General features: G+C 63.1%; 13 protein-coding genes and 1 pseudogene. 4 read left to right on the top strand and 10 right to left on the bottom strand.

Translation table 11 applies throughout. The annotated features are described in order from the left end of the window. Window positions 1-10: 10 nt before the first annotated feature. Genes ACIPQB_RS23505 through ACIPQB_RS23495 form a run of 3 tightly spaced genes read right to left on the bottom strand, consistent with a single transcriptional unit; the run spans window position 11 to window position 4,791 of the window. Window positions 11-1,921 carry a hypothetical protein gene (locus tag ACIPQB_RS23505; RefSeq protein ID WP_446487670.1) on the bottom strand — a complete coding sequence of 637 codons (1,911 nt, stop codon included), beginning with the start codon at window positions 1,919-1,921 and terminating at the stop codon, window positions 11-13. A 9-nt stretch (window positions 1,922-1,930) separates the two neighbouring features. Then, window positions 1,931-3,073, bottom strand: a complete 1,143-nt coding sequence (locus ACIPQB_RS23500; RefSeq protein ID WP_446487669.1) for a phosphoribosyltransferase-like protein — start codon at window positions 3,071-3,073, stop codon at window positions 1,931-1,933. Further along, window positions 3,070-4,791 carry an HAD hydrolase family protein gene (locus ACIPQB_RS23495; RefSeq protein ID WP_446487668.1) on the bottom strand — a complete coding sequence of 574 codons (1,722 nt, stop codon included), beginning with the start codon at window positions 4,789-4,791 and terminating at the stop codon, window positions 3,070-3,072. The genes ACIPQB_RS23500 and ACIPQB_RS23495 overlap by 4 nt, the downstream gene beginning before the upstream one ends. Window positions 4,792-5,249: 458 nt before the next feature. Here ACIPQB_RS23495 and ACIPQB_RS23490 point away from each other — a divergent pair, with 458 nt between their 5' ends. After that, a complete protein-coding gene (locus ACIPQB_RS23490; RefSeq protein WP_446487667.1) occupies window positions 5,250-5,720 on the top strand; it encodes a hypothetical protein in 471 nt (156 codons plus the stop codon). A gap of 203 nt (window positions 5,721-5,923) precedes the next feature. Continuing rightward, a pseudogene (locus ACIPQB_RS23485) lies at window positions 5,924-6,511 on the top strand (IS110 family transposase); the annotation flags it as partial. Between the two features lie 242 nt (window positions 6,512-6,753). Here ACIPQB_RS23485 and ACIPQB_RS23480 read toward each other — a convergent pair. The 4 genes from ACIPQB_RS23480 to ACIPQB_RS23465 form a co-directional block, all read right to left on the bottom strand. Next, window positions 6,754-8,784 (bottom strand): caspase family protein, encoded by a 2,031-nt coding sequence (locus ACIPQB_RS23480; protein ID WP_446487666.1) that lies wholly within the window; start codon window positions 8,782-8,784, stop codon window positions 6,754-6,756. After that, the gene (locus ACIPQB_RS23475) at window positions 8,759-10,027 is read right to left on the bottom strand and encodes a hypothetical protein (protein WP_446487665.1); all 1,269 of its coding nucleotides are present in this window, start codon (window positions 10,025-10,027) and stop codon (window positions 8,759-8,761) included. Before ACIPQB_RS23475 ends, ACIPQB_RS23480 begins: the two co-directional genes overlap by 26 nt. A 456-nt stretch (window positions 10,028-10,483) precedes the next feature. Further along, a complete protein-coding gene (locus ACIPQB_RS23470; RefSeq protein ID WP_446487664.1) occupies window positions 10,484-12,235 on the bottom strand; it encodes a hypothetical protein in 1,752 nt (583 codons plus the stop codon). An 86-nt stretch (window positions 12,236-12,321) separates the two neighbouring features. Further along, a complete protein-coding gene (locus ACIPQB_RS23465) occupies window positions 12,322-13,944 on the bottom strand; it encodes a hypothetical protein (RefSeq protein WP_446487663.1) in 1,623 nt (540 codons plus the stop codon). 487 nt (window positions 13,945-14,431) lie between these two features. On the opposite strand from ACIPQB_RS23465, the gene ACIPQB_RS23460 reads away from it, so the two are divergent. After that, on the top strand, window positions 14,432-14,608 hold the full coding sequence (locus ACIPQB_RS23460) for a hypothetical protein (RefSeq protein WP_446487662.1): 177 nt from the start codon (window positions 14,432-14,434) through the stop codon (window positions 14,606-14,608). Between the two features lie 379 nt (window positions 14,609-14,987). Here the strand turns inward: ACIPQB_RS23460 and ACIPQB_RS23455 are convergent, their stop codons facing one another. Then, window positions 14,988-16,736, bottom strand: coding sequence for a hypothetical protein (locus tag ACIPQB_RS23455; RefSeq protein WP_446487661.1), 1,749 nt, complete (start codon window positions 16,734-16,736; stop codon window positions 14,988-14,990). Further along, window positions 16,733-18,433: an Hsp70 family protein gene (locus ACIPQB_RS23450; RefSeq protein WP_446487660.1), complete on the bottom strand. Its 1,701-nt coding sequence runs from the start codon at window positions 18,431-18,433 to the stop codon at window positions 16,733-16,735. The genes ACIPQB_RS23455 and ACIPQB_RS23450 overlap by 4 nt, the downstream gene beginning before the upstream one ends. Before the next feature lie 239 nt (window positions 18,434-18,672). Between ACIPQB_RS23450 and ACIPQB_RS23445 the strand changes: the two genes are divergently transcribed. Continuing rightward, window positions 18,673-19,584 carry a hydroxypyruvate isomerase family protein gene (locus ACIPQB_RS23445; RefSeq protein ID WP_446487659.1) on the top strand — a complete coding sequence of 304 codons (912 nt, stop codon included), beginning with the start codon at window positions 18,673-18,675 and terminating at the stop codon, window positions 19,582-19,584. Window positions 19,585-19,888: 304 nt separating this feature from the next. On the opposite strand, the gene ACIPQB_RS23440 is transcribed toward ACIPQB_RS23445, so the two are convergent. After that, entirely contained in the window at window positions 19,889-21,514 is a 1,626-nt protein-coding gene (locus ACIPQB_RS23440) for a hypothetical protein (RefSeq protein ID WP_446487658.1), read from the bottom strand. Window positions 21,515-21,541: the final 27 nt, after the last annotated feature.

Here is a 21,541-nt window from a genome sequence, read left to right as displayed (position 1 = left end):
CCGGCCATTGTCAGACCTCACCCAGCATGCGGACGAGATCGCTGGTGCGCCGTTCTAGAAAGCCGCCCCGCTTGAGTGTTAGCCCATGATGGAGCAGCAAGGCCCCGCCCAATTCAATCAGGCACCAGACCTTCTTTTTGGTGCCGTGATTGGGTACCAGGGCAAAGGCGTTGTAGGCCACTCCGAACTGCAACACGCGCGCCAAGTCGGGATGAGTAACGGGGATTGCCTCGAACTCCTCCTGGAGAATGCCGATGGCGTTTGCGCCTCCGCCAAGCGAAGCATTGGCCTCCAGGCTCTTCTTCACACATTCAGCCGCCATGGCGTCAGCTAGGCGCCGTACCGATTGATGCTGGGGAAAATCCCACGCCTTCACAATCTGGCTGGCGCGTTCGCGCAGCAGCTTGTGCTGTGCACCGCTTTTTAAGGTTGGTGGTTTGGCCCTGATGAGTTGGGTTTCCGACTGCGACACAAGGCGCGCCGCAAGTTGAAGGAACTGCTCGGCGTTTTCGGAGCTGGCGTCGCACAGGGGATCGATACCGAAATAGATCGGGCGTTCCTGCCGATGCAGCAGATGAATGCGCGCGCCCTCTGCGACGCCAGCGTCGGCTGTGATTGGTTTGCTGGGTTCGGCGTCTACGGCCCCGTCATCGAAAAGGCTACGCTGTGGAATGCGCTTGGCGTAGCGGCTCATGAGAATGTTCAGCATCGCTAGCCGGACATCCTCGCCATCCTCGCCCGCCGTGCTGAGATAGGAATCGACCTCGGCCTCGAGATCGGCTCGCCTCCCGGCGGATATCGCGTGCTTTCGCTGAAGCGTGTCGACTAGGGCGGCAAGCTTGGCGCGCTTGCCCTCCGCCACGATTTCCGGTTCGGTGGACAATAGGTCGCCAAGGCTGTGCAGGCCGCGCCTGTTAAAGACCTCCATCTGTCGCAGGTACCGCGACGACATGTCCTTGGCCATTTTCCGGAAGGCGCGTCGCTGGCTTGAGCGCTCGGCGTGGCTTTGAAGCCAGATGTCTGTGATCTCCCGCGCCCGCTTCAGGCCTGGTTCCTCGGGTTCTGCCTCTTCGCCGAGGTCGCCCAGGACGTCTGCGGGCGTCAAGGCATCAAGGCGTGTCAGAATCCAACGCCCAACCTTGAGTTCACGCCGTGCGAGCCAGCGTTTCAATGCTGCGAGTTGAGTGGGATGAAGGCTGTGTGCGTCGTCGAAGATCACGAGCGGGCGCAAGTCGAAAACGTCTTCCCCCTCACGGATTCGAAACGCCTCAATCACATCCAGCGGCCTGTAGGCGGCGGCCGCCTCGCTGTCGATGTCCGCAGCGTCAGGCGGCATGAGCGCCGCCGAGATGCGATAGATTGCCAGCTCTACCTCTCGCGCTCGGGTAAGAAGGTCGGGACCGTGAATGCCCCCGATGGCGGTCAACGCGGCGTCCGCGTCAGCCCGCGGCACGATCTCCACGTCGTCGAGCGAAACGCCGGCTGCGATGAAGTTTCGTAGCCAGGCAAGGACCGCGCGGGCCTGAAGAAGGGCGACCATCAAGCCGGTCTTCAATTCCTCAGGGTAGGGAAACTCCCAGAACTCGCGATATTCGCCCTCAAGGGCCAACCGCCCTCCGACGAGCGTCGGCCGATCGTCCGATATCGCTCCACAAGCTGTCAGCGTGTCGATCAATGGTTTGGAAGTCGTGAGACCTCGATTGCGCAGCAACGCCCGCAGCGTCGAATATTGGAATAGCCTGGCGAGGGTCGTCTTCCCGCTGCCCGGCGTTCCGATGATCATCGTCAAACGGTCGTAGAGGCGCCCCTCGACGGCCGGCTTTTGAAAGAAGGTCGCCAGGGGCTCTGGTGTCACGACCGCGAGAAAGGCCTCGTCATCACGAAGATATTCTGTCGCGCGCTTCTCAAAGGGATTTGCCATCGAGCCTCTTTAAGCGTGTCGTTGACGGCGACGGAAGAGAGGTCGCATGGCCGGCGTCGCATCTGGCGCGACGCCACCGCCATCGGTTTCCGCCCAAAGCAAAGCGACCGAATTATTTGGCGTATTATGGTCCAGTACGAGCGGAAGGGCGCAGCCGCCGTACCCGAGGCCCAGGTGGTCAGCGCCGCCTACATCCGTGTGAGCGGTGCGTATGGCGGGATCATAATAGGTGCGCGTCAGCGCTAGAAAATTGTCTTGACGCCCCACAACCGCGTCGATGGGGAGATCTGTCGGTAGAACCGTGCCGTACGAAAAATGCACCGCCTGGGTCCATCCCTCGCCAGCAAGTGCGATCTGAGCGTTCGCTTGCCGTTCTTCAAGCGCCACGGCAGCTGCGGCGGTGCCGATGTAATGGTGAACGCACAGCTCCCAATCGGGGGCGAATAGGTTATCCCCGTTCAAGCTTGCATTGGCGGCGTCGACAGCGGCTTTGAACTTCAGCAGCTTGCCCTTCCACTTCTGTTTGACGCTGTCGAACCGGAGGAAGGAGGTGCCGGTGCCGACGAAGTCGTCGATCAGATAGACGAGCCTGAACCGTGCCTCGGGATCCTTCAATTCCTCGCGTAACGAGGCGAGGAGGTCCTGCCATTTGTCTGCGTCGACCTGTGTTGCCACCACGAGCTGCTCGTTGGTGAGTATGCCGACGTTGGCGTGTCGCACGATGTCAATGCGGGCACCATCCGACAGGCCCATGAAAAGCGTTTTGCGCCGGAGGTCCTCGGCAGCGGCCAGCGCGCCCGGATCAGCCAAAACCCGATAGGGCGGGATGTGTCGTTCCGAGGCCGTCGTTTGCAGAATTCTGTCTCGGACAACGCGGGGGTAGAATTGCTCGACCAGACGCTGCATTTCGCTTGGCCCGACGTAGACAAGATCGTTCCTCACGAAGGCGTATGCCGTTTCGCGCTCAGATTTGTCGAACTGCTGCAACCAGGTCGCAAGGCTTTCGATAAAACGCATGCCGGCCTGAAAGTCGCGATATCCATCGTATTTCAATCGGGCCATCAGTCGGAGCCAATCGAACTCCTGACGGGCGCGATCGTCATCCCAGTCCATAATTTGGCTGAGCGTATTGAGCGCAAGAGCCTGGTTCATCTCGGACCCTTGAAATCGAACCGCAGTCGACCATCGATGGGTGTCAGGCGCCGGAGGTAATCCAGCGTGACCTCAATTCCACGCTGGCCGGGAGGCGCGAGGTTCCAACAGGTTTCTGGGTTCAAACTGACTTCATCGACGCTGAGCGCGTGCGCTTCATGCAAGAGCTCATAGTCGTTTCCGGGCCAGCGCCCCCGGTCGCCGATCGTGAGGTACGGCCCCGGGCCTGAGACGGCGCGTAGACGATCCAGAACGCTGCGTTTCGAAACGCCGGGAGCGACGATATCGACGGAGTGACTGGACCGGGTGACCCTTGCGCCTTGGTCACCGGTCATGATGATCACCTGTTTGGCGAGGTCCCAAAGCCGATTTTCCGGCAAGGGTCGCCTGGCCTCCAAGGTGATCTGGTAGGGGCGATCAGTCTGATCGGCGCTTAGGGCGAGTTCCGGCTGTGCGCGAAGCGCTGCAGCGAGTGGAACGAGCGCCTCGCAGACAGACGAGGTCGCGTCGGGCGCATCATCGACATCAAGGGCGGCGATTTCAGCACCATTGTAGTACCCGACTAGGAAGTTTGGCCAAAGCCGCTCCGGAAGCACGGCTTGGAGGTCTCTGCGAACCGATCCCCCTCGACCCGTGGCGATGGCGATCTGGGCACCAGCTTCAGAGAGCCTGGACAGTTCCGCCACGATCTCCGGTATCGGCGTAAAGAACCGTCGGCGGGCGTCAACCAGCGTGCCGTCGTAGTCGAGAACCACTCCTGCGAACTGGGCTTTCCGCAGCCGGGCTTCAAATCTCTTGAGGGCAGGCTGCCAATATTCGAGCTGGTGATCGCCGCTGAGCACAGAGATCGAGAGACCTGATTTCCGGGTGATCGCGGCGGCGGCGGTGTCCGACAGGTTGGCGACCCGACCTGTGCCTTGCCGGCCTAGTGGCAGATTGTATAGCTTTCGGCCAAATAACGGCACGCCCGGGCGCCCGGGGTCGATTCCGCGCGCCTCCCCAGCCCAACCGGTGATCCGCAGCGCGCCGACCAAACTGCCGAGCGCGGCGGCTGGTGATGGGCCGGGCAAGTCGATGCGCGCCAGCGGGATATCAGAAGGGACCAGCGCCAGGGTTCGTTCGGCAAGCGTCCGGTCCTCATCGGTCAGGAACGCGAGGATCGCCGTCTCGCTGCCCCGTTTGGCAAGCCAATGATGTCGACCGTGGGCGAAGTTGCGGTAGTCGGCGAGTTGAAGGTTTCCGAGCGCGGCTTCGGTGAACTTCGATTCCAGGTCGATCGCGCCGATCCTGCTGCTCGCGCCGTGTAGCACCAACGTTGTCGGGCGCGACCAGAGCGGGGCGGTTGCCTCTTGCCATCGAGCTACGGTTTCAGATTTCTCATCGAGAAACGGACGTAGCTCTTCGGCCGTAGCGGCCCACGTGGCGCCGTGCTGATCGAACTCCGCAAGATAAGCGCGGGTCAGGAGCGCGATGAAAGCCACAAGCGAATTTGTGGCGAGGAATCCATCCTTTCCAGCAGGCGGATCAAACAGGAGCAGATCGACATAGGCGTGGGCTTGAGCCAGTTCAGTCAGGGGGCTGCCGGCTCGTCCGCACAAAACGCCGAGCTGGCGTGGCTCCCTAGCGACGAGGCTCTTGAAGGCCGCAAGAATATCGACATTTCCGCCGCCGGCGCTGAGCAACCAGGTCGCGATCGCAGGCTCAAGCGGCTCGGCCAAAGCTTCCAGAGGGGTGGCAACCGCCGCGATCCGGCCAGTCCAGCGCTGGTGTAGACCGGCGAGAGCGTGCGCCGCAGTTAAGGATCCGCCCGAGCCTATAGCGCGAAGCGACGACAGGGCGGCGTTTCGGATCGCTGCTCGCAGAGAGCCGACATCTGCCAACTCGGCCCAGGCGAAGGTCTCTCCTAACTTCGCCATTTCCGAGGCGTACGGTCTAGCCATTCAATTTTGGACTCTCTGCTCAAGCTTGGACACTGCTCGCCATTGCTCGCGCGTGCAACCATGTGTGGTGAAGTTACCTGACTGCCAGTCTAAACGTCGGAAGCGCCGCCGCTGGATCGGAAAAAATCAGGGGGGAAGATGGTCTGCAGAATGCCTCCTTGCGTCCGACCTTGAAGCTTCGCCTTCTGGTTGCCAAGTCAAGGGGCACCTCTCACGATGCCTCACGGATAGCCGCCATGACCAACGCCAACCCGACCCCGCTCAAGCAGGCGCTCTACGACGCCTACGATGGCTTCGCCGACAGACGGATCAAGAATCTGGAGAGAGGCGATACCTTCATTGTCGATGATAGGGGGCGAGGTGACTTCGGCGCCGACAAGAGCCTGTTTGGATGGTTCGTCCAGATCTTCCTGCAAGTGATCGACGCCGATACCGTCAAGCTTTCGTTCCGGGGGGAGCTCCCATCGAGCAAGGCGACCGAGGACTGGTTCGATAAGCATTTTGCCGAGGACACCAACTTTGGTCGCGAAGTGCTGGTGAAGTTCGGCACTCAGGCCGATCTTACCGCGCTCGGTGACGCTATCGCTGCCGTCGTGGCGCCTGGTACTCGCTATCCCGTGAAAGCCTGGAAATACGTGGCCCCGCGCACCGCCGGCGCGCTCCGCCGGGTAGACCGCGTATTGACGCAAGCGTGGGCCGCAACTTAAAGCCCCAGGCTTGAGGCATTCTCAGGTGTTGAAGAAAAAAGGCGCGAGAGCTCACGGTGCGCGGAAGCAATTGGCGGCTCGTCTCAGCCGCGATTGGCGCGTCTACTCCGGTTCCGCAAAGCATAGGCTTCGAAGCGGGGGTGGTCGCGAGTAATTGGAGAGGTCAGAATGATCCGGGTCCTCGGGAGGTTGGCGCGTTCCTCTATCTGAAGCGTCAGAAGAACGACATGGCCGACGCCGAGGCCATCTGTGAGGCGGTGACCCGGCCGACGATGCGGTTCGTGCCGGTAAAGTCGCCCGAGCAGCAAGGCGTTATGGTGCTGCATCGGACACGGCTGGTTCTGACACGCCAACGCACCCAGTTCTCCAACGCCATTCGGGGTCACATGGCCGAGTTCGGCCTAACAGCGGCGATCGGTCGAGAAGGGCTGGGCAAGCTGATCGCGGTGATCCTCGATCGCGCCGATCCTCGCGTGCCTGGAGAGGCGCGCATCTGCCTCACCATGCTGGTCGATCAGCTTCGCCTAGTGAACCTTCAGATCCTGGAGACCGATCGCCTAATCCGCACCAACGCCCGTGCCACCGAGGTCGGCCGCCGGCTGATGGAAATCCCCGGCGTCGGGCCGCTGCTGGCCAGCGCCATGGTCGCCGCCGTGGCCGATCCTGCGGCCTTCAAGACCGGACGCAACCTGGCGGCCTGGATTGGCCTGGTCCCTCGACAGAACTCCAGCGGCGGCAAGGAGCGGCTGGGCGACATTGCCAAGCAGGGCGATCGATACCTGCGACAGCTGGCCGATCATGACGCCGGTCGGACTATCTGCTGGGGGGCAGATTCCACCGGAAACGCCGATCCAGAAAGCGCCGTCGAAGTCCCACGAATCCACCAAGTCCAGGCTCAATGTGTCGACGAGAGCTTTGCGAGCTACCGGATCGGCCAGGAAGCGATCGCATGATCGAGGTGGTGTCGTCGCCGCGAGGTGAATGGCAAACGTCGCCAAGACCAACCTGTTGCTGGCTCGGCTAAAGCAAGCTCCTAGCTTCGCCCTTGGGTGATGGCCGCAGCAGCCTTTTGGCTGATCGTCGGGAGGCTTTCCTTTTTTCCGATCCAAACCTCGACGTGGCCAACCTTGACCTTCGAGCCGTAGGTCGCGCCCTGGAAACTGACGGCGACAACATGGCCAAGGCGCTGACCTAGGATGTCGGCCAAGCGAAAGGTGAGGTCACGATCTTCCAGGTGAAAATATTTGATCAGCGTATCATCTGGACTGGCGTCCTTCTCCACGTCGACCTCCCGCTTTTCAGCTTGGTCGCCGAGCAAGCTCAGGGCTTGGTTGCGCAGGAGCTTGGTGGCCGGCTTCTGCTCTTTAGTCGGCGTCTGGAAGTAGATGCGAATCGTCGGCGTAGGGGAAATCGGAGCCTTGCAGTAGTAAGCGGTCACAGAGCGAGGCGTGCGCGTTACGGCGGCTCTGGGTTTCAATCCGGGCGAAAGCCTCGCCATTCGGCGGGCCAGTTCCACCTCCGCCCGGTCGCCTGCGTCATAGATTACGACGTTATCCGTATAACGGAAAGTTGGCCGAGAATTTGCCTCTGAAGAGAGGAACCGGGTCCTGATGCCCATGATCTTCTGCGACGTGGCGGCTTCGGAACCGGTTGCGTAGTTTCCCAGTTCGACGGCCAAGTTCTCAGCCTGGGCCCCAAGAATCTCCGAGCCCGTATCGGCCCCTCCGCACCAATAGATATCTACCTGTATGGGATCCAGGGGCGCAGGCTGCACCGCGGACTCCGATTGCGGCGATTGGGAAAAGGCACTGGGCGAATCGTAGATCACCTTAGGGCGCCGCGCGGGTGCCAAGCTGGGTATCTTCGCCGTCGAGCCAGGCGATTGCGCCGCGGTTGCCTCGCCGTCCTGGATGGGCTCACCCGAAAATAATGAGGCCGGCTGCACCCAGTATCGGATCGCTATGGGCACCCTGTCGAACGTCCGCGTGACCCGGAGAGATGACGTCGTCTCGGGCGCCTGTGCAGGAGGCGGCGCGCGCTCTGGCAGCGCGTCCGCCGCGGTGTCTTCCGCATCGGGAATGGGTTCGGGCACGGGGTCTTTCTGAGAGCATTCGCCTATGCACCAGGGCGGAGGTTGGTGCAGGCTGCCATATCTGATGGGCTTTTGCGGTTGCTCCCATTTGCGCGTCAGGTCTGATGTTTGGCTGTTGGCGTAGTCAACGACATCACCAAACTTGGGACCCTTTTGAATGTGGCTGGCCAGTTCGGCCGAGTAGAGGCTGTAGCGTCGCTTGGGCGGCGTGAAGGCAAACGCGCCTTGTCGCGTCGCGTAGGTCACGATGACGCCATCGCGCTCGTCGGCCGTCGCCGAAGGCGCCAGCAGCTTCACGCCGCTCATACTGTCGAGCTTGGCGTAGAGCGGATCATTTCGACAGGAATCGATCACGATCAAGACCGCATTGTCGGTCTGCTCGCCAATCTTCACCAACAGATCTCGTAGATCGAAACCCGAAGCCTTGAAGAAGCTGTCGTCGGTTTTCGAGATCCGAAGCCTGTCGGCGGCGCTCGCCAAATCGATGGGAGCGCCAACACCAAACAGATATTTGTGTCCGTTGATCTCCGCGCCATGGCCCGAAAAATAAAAGACGATCCGGGCGCCCCGAGCCTTATCGATCTTGACCCAGAAGTTCTGGATCTCCGTCGCCATTTGGGCGGGAGTCAGATTGCAGCGCAGCGTCGTCGCGGAGGCTTCTTGCCCCGTATCGGTCGGCCAGCCTGAGGCGACGAGCCTGTCATAGATGAGCTTGGCGTCGTTGCACGACACCCTCAAGTCGGTGAGGAACCCTGGCGGTGGGTTGTTGAAGGGCTCTGTCGCGCCATCGTGGTTGTAGTCGGAGTTCCCGATGATGAGCGCCAGGTTCTTAGGGCCTGACGAGGACGACAACAGCTGCTCGCCATCATCATCCTGCGCCAGAGCCCCCGTCGCGCCAACGCCGACCGCCAAGGCCAGCGTGATGGCGCAAAGGCGCGAAATTGGGTCAGCCGACCATGATCGGAGCGACATATTCCTTCTCCTGGCTTTTGAGCTTTTGTTGAACCAGGACCGCGAAGGCGACGGTGCCGTTGAAGACGCTGGAAGGCGCTAGATCTGTGTCGAAGAGCCTGGGCACATCGATGATCAGCTGCTGGGTCATGGTCTGGACCCGGGGGCCTCGGCTACCTGGACGAAGGCGGCGATAGTCGGCGAACCCCGCGCCGCCCGCCGCCGCGAGGCTGGCCTCCAGACCCGTCAAGAGCATGTACTCGTAAAAGTCGGCCGGCAGCGGTCCCACCACCTTGCCGTCGGCGGCGGCCAGTCCCGCGGCGTTTTGAAAGGATTTCCACGGCCCGTAGGATGTGGTCCTGTCGGCCGAATAGCCGCCAAGAATGACCTGGCATCCCGAAGAGTCGAACCTTGGGTTTCTGAGCCCAGGGCCGGCGGCATGGATGTTGTGCGCGGCCCCGAACGTCCAGACCTCGTTCTTATCGAACGGGTCATAGGTGAGATCGGAGGTCGTCCGCAGAACGATATAGGTGCCGCTATTGCGCAGCGCACCCGGTTGAGGGCGAGGGGAGGCGGCTTTGTGCGTGCCGGCGTTGAAACGATAGTACCCACAAGGCAGGAGGCTGGTGCCCCAGCCCTTGGTGGCCAACGAACAGAACATATTGGCGACCTGGGGCACGGTCGATCCGCTAAACAGTCTGATCGCGCCGTCCGACGGGTGCCAAAGGCCGATCAAACACCTCGGGTTCAAGTGGTCAGGGGTCGACAATTTGACGGAATGCGATTGCGCCCAACCTGCTTCCTGTGAGCCGTCGGCGAGGACGAGACCGCGCAGCCCGACGACCCTCACCGGCCGGGCTCCCGAAAAGACGAAGGCGTTGCGATCCGCGAGTGTCTGCAGAACGCCCGCCGAGAGGTCGAAGGTTTCGGGCGCGGTCAGCCCGGCAAGATGTCGATAATCGGTATTGTGAGCCGCGGTCGCCCAGGCGGGCGCAATTTGCTGGGCGGCCGGAAGGCGCCAGTACTTTTGTTTGGTCGCGGCCAGAGTCGTGGCCGCCGTAGCCGCCGGCGTGGCGTAGTTCTGGCCTTGGGAGATGATGGCCTTTGCCTGAGCCTCATCGCTTGGCAGATTTGGTAAATTGACGATCGCGCGCTGATCAAACAGCGGCTTGGTCTTCTTGATATCTTCGACTTCCAGGATCTCCTGCAGCGCCGAAGATTCGATGTCCATTTCGACATCGCCGTCCAGGTCATCCTGCGCCATGGCGCCTATGGGCACAGCGCTCGCGAGCAGCCCCGCCGCACCCAGCATCGTTCGCCTAGTCACCATATTGTCCCCCCTTGCTCGGTCGCCCGAGGCTGCCAGAATCTCCCGACTGTCTGCGAAGCAACGCCACTGCTCACCTGGCTCAGCGCCATCGTCTGCGAACGGGCGCCGCCAAATTGGTGAGATCCTCGATCACTTGAGAGGCCCTGCACGGACTCTCGCGGTGATCGGTTGAGCCACACATGCCAACTATAGGGTGTGTGACGTAGCGGCCTGTCAATCTTAACAACCAGCGTTCAACGAATATCGGTATGCTGATTGTCATGTTGAATGACGCGCGGGCACAGGCCCCCAGAACTTGCCCGCAAGCCATCGTATTGAAAACTCGTCCCCGGCAAGATCCGTGCTGGCCGCCATGAGCCGAGCTCGCGCAAGGTGCGCGGGAGGCCGAATCTACTGTGCCCCGGCGCTCGCTACGGGACAGGCAAGATAGGCCGGGGGCGGCTCCTTTGCTCCCTTGCAGATGGCGGCTTTGCCCTCCTTGGTCCTGTCCGCGCTCGCCGAAGAGATCGACACCGATCCCAGCCTCGTCACCGATATCTGCGTGGTGGAAAGTTCGGTCTCGTAGAAAAGCGGCTCGCCCCCGCCGGCCGGCGCGACCAGCAGCAGCATTCGCCGTTTCGCGGAGGAGGGAACGGGGGGTTTGTCGCCGTCGATGATCATGACGGTCGCAAAGCAACAGAACCGATCGACATTGACGCTTCGAAGATCGGCGAGCGCCTTGTCCGCGGCCACCTGTTCATAGGCAAGTTCCAGACCGGGAGCCTGGGGCCAGAAGATCAAACTCGGCGCCACGCCGTCGCGAACGAGTTTGTCGTATTGAGCCTGATCGAGCGGCAGGTTCGGCTTGGACGCCTTGCGAAGATAGGCTCCCAGCAGATTGAGATCCTCGTTGGACAACTGCAGCGCGCCGCCCTCGACAATCGGATCCGGGACCGGATGTCCCGAGGCTTTCAGGCTGGCGCGGTCATTGGCGGTAAAGCATTGGCCGCCAACGAAATCGGGCCGCTGGGACCAGATGGTTCCCGCCAAGGCTTCGAGCGTCGCCATATTGGCATCCAGCCGTGTCAAGCCGGCTCGGGTCCGCGCCGCCGCCTTGAAGGTCTCGCAGCTGGTCACGAACCGCGTCGCGACCGGCTGGGCGGTGTTGGCCGCGTCCTGCAGAGCGGTCCATGCGTCGGTCGAAGCTAGGGTGGCGGTTGGATTGGGCGGCGACACCAGGGTCATCGCGCTGATCGGCCCAGGCGTCAGCACCGATGGGGTGGGCTCGCCGGGCGGCACCCCCTGCGACCAGATCGTCGAGGCGCCGAGCGATTTGCGAAACTCCATGGTCACCGTCGCATGGCCAAACACACTATTGGCCGTCGACGAAATATCGCGAAAATCGACGTTGTAGGCGTAGACACCGCTGCCGAGCGGATCAAAGTTGATGGGAGCCGAAGAGGCTCGCGCGCCGGGCGCGGCGGTCCCAAAGACCTTGTTGAGAACCGTATCGATGGCCGCTGGGGCGGCGGTCGGAACGCTGATGGGCGTAAACTGACTGATGACATCGGTGATCGGGCCAAGCGACATCTGCAGACCCCGCCACTCCGCATCGGTTCTGGCGACCTCCGTCAATTGCAGGCTGACGGACTGATTGGGGCCTAAAAGCGTCCATCCCGTCGTGTACCGTCTGACGGTCCGCGACGAGAAGGGCTGGGTCGCCGTCGCGGCCACGCTGGTGTCCACGCCCACGGCGATAATCGGTTCTGGCGTCGTCGTGGCGATCGCCGCGCCATTTTGCTGCAGGACGATCACGGGGACGACGGTGAAGCCCGTAACGTCCTTGAAGCCCAAACGCCGCCAGCGATTGTTGGTGCTCTTGTCTATGGCGTCCATCGCTGCGGTGTCGATCTTGGGATCGATCACCACGCGGAAGTAGTATTGATCCGGCGAAATGGGCGGCATGGGCGTTGGCGAGGAGATGCCGAAATCCTCGGCCGCCAGCGCCTGAGCCGCGGCGTCCTTCGGTGTCTCCGGCGCCTTTGCCTTGTCCTTCTTGGGCTTGCAAAACATGATGCAGGGCAAGGCGGCCGCTGGCGCAGGCGTGGCGATGATGAGAGCAAGGCCGAGTAGTCCGGCCTTGAGAGCGAGGACGTTGCGCATCGTTTCTCCGGGGTAGGACCATGTGATCCCTGGCTTCTGGTCTGGCACCGCGCGCCCGGGATGCCTCAATTCAGGGTGCCGGCATCTCACGGATTGGCTCTTCGAAGATAAGCGCCCACCATGGGCTGCAGGCGGCGGGCATAGGTTCCGCATGTGCCGCTGAGGTCGTCGGGCGCGCCGGCCAACTGGCGCACGACGCCAATCAACTCGGCGATTTCCGGGTCGGAGTTCGAAGGCAGGATCGGCGCAGTCCCATCGCTGGGCTTGTAGCTCGCCAACCCCTTCTCGACCCATGCGCCTCGACCGCTTTGGTAGTGGACCAGTGATCGGCCAGTCATCGCCGCGCGGCGCGCGCCCACGCATTCGGCCAGGTCGGCAAATCCCATATTGCTGCCCTCCAGGCAGGGCTGGAACGCGCCTCGCCCGCGTGATCCATCGATCGCTATGCGAGCGCCATGCTGGTTGAATCCGTCCACGAACAGCAATGAGAGCCGTTGTTTGTCGGCCAGGCCGTCGAAGCTGGTTTCGGCTGCATCCCTGCAAGCCGAGGCCTGCATCAGGAACCATTGGTGAAAGGCATAGACGAGCTTCTGGCCACGGGGGCTTTGCAGGTACTCGGTCATGTAGGGCAGGAAGTCTTCGTAGCCGAGCATGTCATCGACGCCGTAGCGCCGAATGCCCTTGGCGCCCGTTGGTTTGTCGCCGCCCGGACAGGATTGCGTGTAGAAGCAACCTCGGAGGTTCTCAATGGCCCCGCTCGACAGCACCGGCGCCTTGGCCGCGAAATGGCCGTTCAATTCCTTCAGGACCAGCGGCAGCTCCCAGCGTCCCTGATCGAAGTCGATCTGATAAGGACCGAAACTAAGGCCGCTATTGAGGATCACCGCATCGGCGGGTGCGAAGATCGAGCGCGCGTTCCGGCCCGTTCGCGGCTTCAGTGCGTCGACATCGAGGCCAAGTTCGGAGCCGACAATCATCCGGTGAATCGCCCGGTAGTTGGGCGGCAATTTGCTGAAGGTGTCGACAAAACGCTGGTCGTCATCGGCTAGCGAGATGGCTTCGTGATTGGCGTTGTAGGCGGCGTCGGACGCCTGAATGATCCTTTGGCGTAACTTCGCGAGAATCTCGCGTTGCAGCGCGAACTCATAGGCGTTGGGATCGGCCCTGAATGATTTCGCCGCGTCCTTGATGTAATACACCGTGTCCTGACCATCGTCCGACAGGTCCAGGCGCAGAAGGGCGAAGGGGCCTTGCATCACCGGGGATCGCAATTGCAGCGTCTTCTCATCGACGGCAAAGATCCGCCGCTGCGACCCTGGTCCGCTTCCAGAGGCGCGATTGGAAACTTCCACCAACTTGTAGGGCGCGCCATCGGCCTTGGACGGCGGTAACTCATGCACATAGGCCAGGCGCACGAAGATCTTCGCGCAGGCGTACTGCGTCTTATCGGACAGGAAAAGCGCCAGATAGGTTCGTTTTAGGCTCGGCGCGGTAAGGCTGACGCGGGCCGTATCGCTGTCAAGATTGATGCTCCCACCTGGAAGTGAGGTCGAGATCAGATCGCCGCGTCGCGAAGTCACACCCTGCTCGATCGCGACGCCTAGCCCCTCGTCCGACTGATCCGCCCGTGATTTCTCGAAGGTCGCGCCCTCGTCAATGGCGCAATCGCGTGTCGCGGCGCCGGCCGCGACGCCCGATACGAGCGTCAATCCAAGCGCCAAGCACAGGCCCGTTCCCCACCGTGTCATCGCCCCTCGAGTTCCACAACAGCGCGGTTGAACGATTGCCGAGTAGCCGCCTTGAAGTGGAGCTGACGATGAATGGGGGAACACCGTTCGTCAACGAATACGCTCGGCCTTTTAACGGATTAACGAAGACGCTGCTTCGTTAAGCTGAGAACACGAAGAGACGTTCGCAAGCTTGGCGCTGGCCTAGTGCCTTGGGACCGCCTCCAAGGTTCCGCGAGCCAGCTACGTGCAAGGACCGAAAGCCGCGCTTGCCGGGCCGGACGAATTTCGCGAAGGCGCAAACGAGACCGAGGTGTCCTAGCACGCGGGACAAGGGCCGCCGGGTTCGGCGGCTCGGATCGACCAGCCTTTTGGGAACACCATGACGGCCGGCAAGCTGATCCCGGATCCGCCCGGCCTGCCAGGCAGCGACAACCCCGTGGCTATAGGTCCCGCGGGACGCGTTCACATGCCGCTAGCGGACATGCTCACCTATCTTAGGGCCCACCGCGACCGTCCCGCTCGTTTTCTGAAGCCGGAAACCTGGACCAAGCTGCACACGCCAGCTTTCAGCGATTCCTATGCGCTGGGCTGGGTCGTCCGCAAGGACGGCAGCCTCTGGCACAATGGCTCGAACACCATGTGATATGGCGAAGTCCTGGCCGATCCAAAGACCGGCGCCGTCTGCGCCGCTTGCGCCAACGACGCGTCGCCTGGTGCAAAGAAGGCGATGGCGGAGGTGCTCATGTCGGCGAGAGCGGCGACTCTGGGCTGAGGAGCGCGGCCCCTTGAGCGCGGCAGTATGCCCGATTTGTCGACAAATGGCTGTCGATGATCGATCTCAGCTTCGGGCTTACACGGACCCACAGTTTCAGGCGAACGAAGGTCGCGCGAACACCGGCAGCAACGGGTCGATCTCGTTCCGCAAGCCGACGGCGGGAACGTCCAGTTCCTGGAGCTGAAGCAACGGCAGCTCGTGGCGCGACCCGGCCGGAGGTTGACGACCATCTCGGCTCCTTGAGCAGTTACCGATTGGCGGCACGTGCTGGCCAGATATCGCGCAATATGAGGATCAGGGTGATGGCCGCACCGACCAACATCCAAAGCCCGCCAATCAGCAGGCTCTGGCTGATCTCTGTGATGTGGTCGAGAAATTGCCGACCCCCGATCACAGCAGGCCAGATCAGATAGAAGCGGACGCGAAGGCTTGCGCTTTCCAAGGCCGTCGCCGCTGGACGCAGAGCCATGACCAGCACGGTGATCCAGCTGGCGGTGGCTAACGGTAATCCACCCTCGGCGCCCTTGCGGTCTTGCAACAGGAACATCACGCCAGCAGCGAAGACGACCAGCAGTCCGACGAACGCGGCCTGTCGTCCGCCGTCGCTAAGTTCGCCGTACCAGATCTGGATGAAGGAGCCCGAGCCCAGCACGGACACGAGAACGGCCGTGACGACGGCGAGCCGAACCTCGTTGGACATGTCGATCGCCGAGTCGAAGCCCAGCGTCACCCACCAGATGATCACGAAGATTTCGACGATCAGCAACCGTAGCGGCCAGGGAAGCGTGCCCGTGCGGCGATCGGGCTCGCCGGTGATGAGGCACCAGGTGAGAATGACCGCCGCGGCGGCGCCGACCAAGCCCAAGCTCCAAGGGGAGCGCGGCAAGACCGGCGCGATCAGCAGGAGTCCCCACGCCGCCGGCGCCCATCCGCCACGAAGGGCCAGCGGCGACCGCCAGGCCCACGTCTCCTGCCACCAGGCCCGAGGACGGGCGTAGCCGAACACGTAGTATGCGGCGAGCGCAATCGCGGCGGCCTGGGTTCCAACCCACGCTCCAAGCGCGGCAAAGCCGCTTTCCTGGGCAAGTCCATTGCCAAGCGCGATCAGCAACGGAAGGCCCGCCACCAGCCAGATCGTCCAGGCTGGCAGGCCGGGACTGGCGAGACGCGCGCGCCACCATTGATAGGTGTCGGGGTTCAGGTCGGCGACAAGCGTGGCCCGGCGCGTATCGATCTCGCGAAAGAGCGCTCGCACATCGAGTTCCAGGGTCGGCGACAGGCGTGCCTGCCAGCGGGTCGTACTTCCCATGGGCGAAGTCAGGGCCTTGTAGGCGCCGTGAAGTTGAACGCCAGGAGAGGTCAGGCCCCTGCGGAAGCCGATGTCGGAATCCCGATCGAGCACGGCGTCGACCAGATTGTCCCGTCGGCTGATGACGCCGCTCCGGGTCCATGCAAAAGCCTTCATGGCCGGCCGGACGAGCGGGTCCGAACGCGGTATCTCATCAATGATCAGCTCAAGAACCCGCCTCTCGACCTCCACCTGGGTGGCGACCTCCTGGAAGGCGGGTGAGATCAACAACGCATCGAAGGCCGCCTCCACCGCGGCGGGCGGTGGTGGCGGTTCCTCCCGAAGCAAGGTTTCCAGCTGTAGGAACAGCGCCGCATTCGCGGAGGAAACGCCGAAAGCGTCGCCCCGCGCGTCTTCGGATGCCGGTCCGGGGATCGCGACGATAGTATCGCCAAAATCGGGATGCAGCCGGGTCGCGGCCACCGCCGCCTCGGCGGGAACGCGCTCTGAACTGCTTGGGAGATCGTCCGCCCAGGCCCAATCCCAATCGAGGGAAGCAAGCGCCTCCTCATAGGCGGCGCGAAGGGTGGCGAACGCTTCGGCGTCGTCCTCGGGGCTGGTGACCTTCAGGCGGCGGGCGTAGGCGCGGCGAATGGCGTCGCGATCACGGACAGGAGATACGCCGAGAACGGCCCAGATGTCGCTCATAGCCAGCTCTCGCCTTCGAGCGTGTCGAGCGCGTCCGCCAATTCCTTTCGAGCTTGGTCGATCTGGCGAGGATCCTGGACGTCCAGTGCGGTCTCGAAACGAGCGATGAGATCGCCCACCTTCGCGCGACGCTCGCCCAAGAAGCTTTCGTAGCAACGGCTGGCTCGCGCCAGTTCGGCGCGGTTCGCATCGAGTTCCCGCGGGGAGATCTTCAGGGCGGCGAGGGCGGCGCGACGCTTCTCAAGGTCACCGCCGCCCCGGTCGTCTTCGTCGACGATCACCAACTGGCGCCGCTCGTTGGTTTCGGGCACGTGGACGTCGATCTCGATCAGGCCGTTGACGTCGTAGGTAAAGCGACATTCGACAGCGATCTCGCCGGCGCGGCGCGGGGGCACAGGGATTTCGACCTGGCCCAGCTTGACGTTTTCGGACACCAGGCGCGCCTCGCCTTGATAGATACCGAAAGCGACGAACTTCTGGCCGGTCTGGACGGTGGAGAAGGCCTTGGATCGGCTGGCCGGAACGACCGTATTGCGCTCGATGACCGGCGCGAAAATTCCATGCCGCATCGCTCCGCCCGGACCGGTCTCGACGACGTCGACGCCTAGCGAATACGGGCATACGTCGGTCAGAACCACCTCCTTCAAGGCCGCGTCACGCGCCTTGAGCCCTGCCTGGATCGCCGCCCCGACGACGACGGCCTCGTCCGGATGGACGGTGGTCGCGGGGAAGCGGCCGAACATCTTGGTAACGGCGCGACGGACGACGGGCATCCGCGTCGCTCCGCCGACCATGATGATCTCCTTGAGACCATCGGCACGAACCTCGCCGTCGCGCAGGGCGCGCAAGACCGGTTCGCGCAGCCGCGTCAACAGACCGGCGGCCTTGCTCTCAAAGTCGGCGGCTGTGATGTCCAGGGTCCACGCTCGGTCTTTCCAAAGCGTCTCCATGACGACCTCGGAACGTTCGGTGAGCGCCCGCCGTGTTCTTTCGGCCGCCACCCGCAGGCGTTCGCGTAACGCAGGCGCACGCGCGTCCGCTCCCCATTCCTTGGCGAAGCGTGAGGTCATCTGCTCGATCAGCAGTTCGTTGAAGTCCTCGCCGCCCAGCCGGTTGTCGCCAGTCGACGAACGCACCTCGATCACGCCTTCGAAGATCTCCAGGACCGAGACGTCGAAGGTGCCGCCGCCGAGGTCGAAAACGAGGAAGCGCGTCTCGTTATCCAGCTCGTGAATGCCGTAGGCGAGGGCGGCGGCGGTGGGTTCATTGAGGAGGCGCTCGACCTTCAGGCCGGCCAATTCCCCCGCCCGGCGCGTGGCCTTGCGCTGCTTGTCGTTGAAGTAGGCTGGAACGGTGATGACCGCCTCGGTGACGGCGCATCCGAGATGGACTTCAGCGTCGGCCTTCAATCTGGCGAGAACCAGCGCGGAAAGATCTTCGGGACGGTAGTCGCGATCGCCAAGGCGTGTGCTGCGCGGCGTTCCCATGTAGCGCTTGAACGTCGTCGCGGTCAGTTTTGGATGGGTCGACTGGCGCTCACGCGCCGCCATCCCGACGAGCAGCGAGCCGTCGTCGTCAAGACCGACAGCGGACGGCGTCAGATTGACGCCAAGGCTATTGGGAACGAGCTCGACCTTGCCGTCACGCCACACACCAACCGCACTGTTGGTGGTGCCCAAATCAATCCCAACGATCACGATCGCCCCCGAGCTACCCTTAGCTGTCGGTCTAGCTTGACCGCTGCGCGGCGCCTAGATCGAGTGGCGTAGGGGGGATTGAATGTCGTGTTTTTGATGGGGTGCGAGGGTCGGCTATTGGCGCATGTCGCTCCCGCTGGCGATCTGAAGTGCCAAGCCTCTGGGCGTCTATTGTTGATCAGCGGGTGGCGTGTGATGGCTTTTGTCGGCGCGATCGTCGCCCAGCTAGGGAGCCGGAAATGATCATTCGTCGTCGGACCGTGCTTGCGGCGGGCGCCGCCGCCTCCCTGACGCCGGGACTGGCTGCCGCCCAGGGCGGCAGGTCGAACGCGGCGCGCTTTTCGCTCGCCTTCGCACCCCATGAGGGCAGCTTCGCCAGCCGCGGCGGACTGATCGAGCAGATCGCTTTTGCGGCGGACCAGGGGTTCACCGCCTGGGAGGACAACCAGGCGCGGGACCGTCCTGTGGAAGAACAGGAGCGAATGGCGCGGGCGCTCAAGCAACGCGGCATGACGATGGGGGTCTTCGTCGCCAGCATGCCCAAGTGGGCTCAGTTCCGGCCCGTGCTCGGCGGCCCCGATGACGCGGAGCGGGACGCGTTCCTGGCCGACATCCGTGCGTCCGTCGACGTGGCCAAGCGGCTGAACGCCAAGTGCATGACGGTCGTCACCGGGTTCTTGGATCCGAAGACGCCGCTGGATATCCAAACGGCGCGCGTCATCGACGTGATGCGTCGAGCGAACGACATCGTGGTTCCACAGGGCCTGGTCATGGTGATGGAGCCGCTGAACACCCGCATCGACCATCCCAACGTCTACATGCAGACGATTCTGCAGGGTTTCGCGATCGCCCGCGCCTTAAACAGCCCGGCCGTGAAGGTTCTCGCCGACCTCTACCATGCGCAAATTCAGTTCGGGAATCTGATCCCGACGCTGGAGGCCTGCTGGAGCGAGGTCGCCTATGTGCAGTTCGGCGACAATCCAGGCCGCAAGGAGCCGACCACCGGCGAAATCAACTACACCTCGATCGTCCGGTGGCTGAAGTCCCGGCGCTATGAGGGCGTGATTGGCATGGAGCATGGCAATTCCCTGGCCGGACGTCCCGGCGAGGAGCGCCTAGTCGCCGCCTACCGCGAAATTGATCGGGGATGAGGACCCTCCGCTGACGCGGTGGCGATGGCGCAAGAAAGGTCCAGCGCATCGGTCGCGAGTGATGGAGCCTGGGCTACGGGGTCGGATGTCGCCTTCGATGCCGGCGACCGAATGTCTGGAATCTGGAGCAGTTCCAAGGTCGGCTCCTGGCGCACAGCGGTTTTTCGCTTCTGGCTTTCAGGCCGCCGCGAATCCTTGCGCACCCGACGAGATCCGGCTCGCGTCAGCGTGCGGTAGGCGGTTCTGCATGCATGACCTCGCGCCGGCGGAGGCTCAGAGCCGGGTCGTCGTTTGACGTCCACCGTCAACGCAGATCGAAGGTTCTGCTCGTCGCCGAAGCGCCAGTGCTCTGTAGACGCAAGCGCGTCGGCTTAAAGGTGCGCGACCCGTCCCAACGCAGCCGCAGCCGGATCTGGTCGCCAGGTTCCATCCACTGGACGCCGGAAAGCTTCTCAAGGGCGGAGGCCGGTCCAATGACAGAGGCCTTATAGAGGTCGCCCCAGTTAACGAGCGACTGCCCGTCGGCGTTGATCAGAAAGACCTTAATCTCGGACGCGACCATGCCGAACCGCGAGTTCGCGGCGTTGCGCACCGTCACCACCGCCTGCCACTGGCCGTCGGGACCGCGACCAAGCTCGTCCACCTTGAAAGCCCAGATCCCATAGGTCTGGAACGTCCCGGCGCCGACAGGGACGTCGCCCTGGCTCTGGGGCGCGGGAAAGGGAGCAGGAGAGGGCGCGGGAGCCGGCCCGGGCGAAGGGGGCGGCGTCGGAGCGGGACCCGGGGTCGGCGTTTGGTCGGCCGGCGGAAGCGCCCAAGTCGCCACCTGCAGACCGCCGGTGGCCACGATCAGGGACTTGGCGGCGTGGACGTCTGAAAAGACGACCTTGACCCGGCCGACCTGGCAGGGCCCGACGTCACTATCGGGCTGTAAGGCCGTCTTCACTCCCGGCAGCTTCTGGCCCTCCAAATAGACGTCGAAGGGGGCGCTAAGAGGATTGGCGAAGCCGAAACGCTGGACTTTGAGAATGACCTCCAGTCCGGCTCCGCGACGCGCCTGTTGCTCAAGAGCGATCCAGTAGGGGCCGTTCCCGTAATGGAAATCCCCGTCGCTGACCCCGGCCTGGATCCGGCAGGCGAGCCAGGTCGGAGCGTCGTCGGCGAAGTCGGCGTTTATTCCCCTTGGGGTAAAGAAGCTCAGCGAAGTTTTGGCTCGATGGGTTTCCAGCACCTCGCCTGTTTTGGACTTCACGCGCCAGTCGCCCGTCTGCTCGCCGAAGTTGGTCGGAACGAGTTCGAAACTCTCGCCGCCGCGGGGCCCGCGCGCCTGGGTCACGCCGACGAACCGGGTTCCGCTCCAGGTCACGCCGACCACGCCGCCAAGGCTGGTTCTGTAGGCGCCAGCGAACTTGGCTATCTCCTTGAGATCCCCGCTGCTGATGGCGTTGAGCGCCAGGTTGTTGCGAGTCCAGCGCAGGACCGCAGGACCGCTGCCGCTCGCCCGCACCTCCACCGCCTGGAATCTGTCGTCGTCGTCGACCTCGAACTGCACCTGTTCAACCGTGTGGGCCGGGATCGTGTAGTCGAGACTCTCCTGTCGGAGACGGGTGAGATTGTAATAGCCAAGGCCCCCGAGGCGGTCCGGCATGACGACGAAGGCGTAGGCGATGTTGGCCGCCAGGGCCGGACGATCCTGTCTGTTACGGATTGAGATCTGCACCAGGAAGGTGTTCACGGGCCCGCGCCCATAGGTCGTGGTCGACCGTGACACGCCGTCAAAACGCACCTCGCCGCCATCGCCGGCTGAAACGAACTGCCCCTTCACCGGTCCTGCCGGCTCGGTCGCGGGCGGCTGGGTCTTATTGGCCAGGGCCGCAGCCGGGGCTGCGGCGAGCATCAGGGCGCACAGCGCCGGCGCGAGGTGGCGCATGGGAAGTCTCCAGGGTCTTGGATCGAG

The organism is Caulobacter sp. LARHSG274, assembly GCF_052871235.1.
This window is presented reverse-complemented; position numbering and strand designations above follow the sequence as displayed.

Excerpts from the sequence above, each read along its gene's own strand:
- ACIPQB_RS23440 (WP_446487658.1), bottom strand. The coding sequence starts at position 21,514 with ATGCGCCACCTCGCGCCGGCGCTGTGCGCCCTGATGCTCGCCGCAGCC.
- ACIPQB_RS23490 (WP_446487667.1), top strand. The coding sequence starts at position 5,250 with ATGACCAACGCCAACCCGACCCCGCTCAAGCAGGCGCTCTACGACGCC.
- ACIPQB_RS23500 (WP_446487669.1), bottom strand. The coding sequence starts at position 3,073 with ATGAACCAGGCTCTTGCGCTCAATACGCTCAGCCAAATTATGGACTGG.
- ACIPQB_RS23480 (WP_446487666.1), bottom strand. The coding sequence starts at position 8,784 with ATGTCGCTCCGATCATGGTCGGCTGACCCAATTTCGCGCCTTTGCGCC.
- ACIPQB_RS23455 (WP_446487661.1), bottom strand. The coding sequence starts at position 16,736 with ATGAGCGACATCTGGGCCGTTCTCGGCGTATCTCCTGTCCGTGATCGC.
- ACIPQB_RS23475 (WP_446487665.1), bottom strand. The coding sequence starts at position 10,027 with ATGGCGCAGGATGACCTGGACGGCGATGTCGAAATGGACATCGAATCT.
- ACIPQB_RS23470 (WP_446487664.1), bottom strand. The coding sequence starts at position 12,235 with ATGCGCAACGTCCTCGCTCTCAAGGCCGGACTACTCGGCCTTGCTCTC.
- ACIPQB_RS23445 (WP_446487659.1), top strand. The coding sequence starts at position 18,673 with ATGATCATTCGTCGTCGGACCGTGCTTGCGGCGGGCGCCGCCGCCTCC.
- ACIPQB_RS23460 (WP_446487662.1), top strand. The coding sequence starts at position 14,432 with ATGCCGCTAGCGGACATGCTCACCTATCTTAGGGCCCACCGCGACCGT.
- ACIPQB_RS23505 (WP_446487670.1), bottom strand. The coding sequence starts at position 1,921 with ATGGCAAATCCCTTTGAGAAGCGCGCGACAGAATATCTTCGTGATGAC.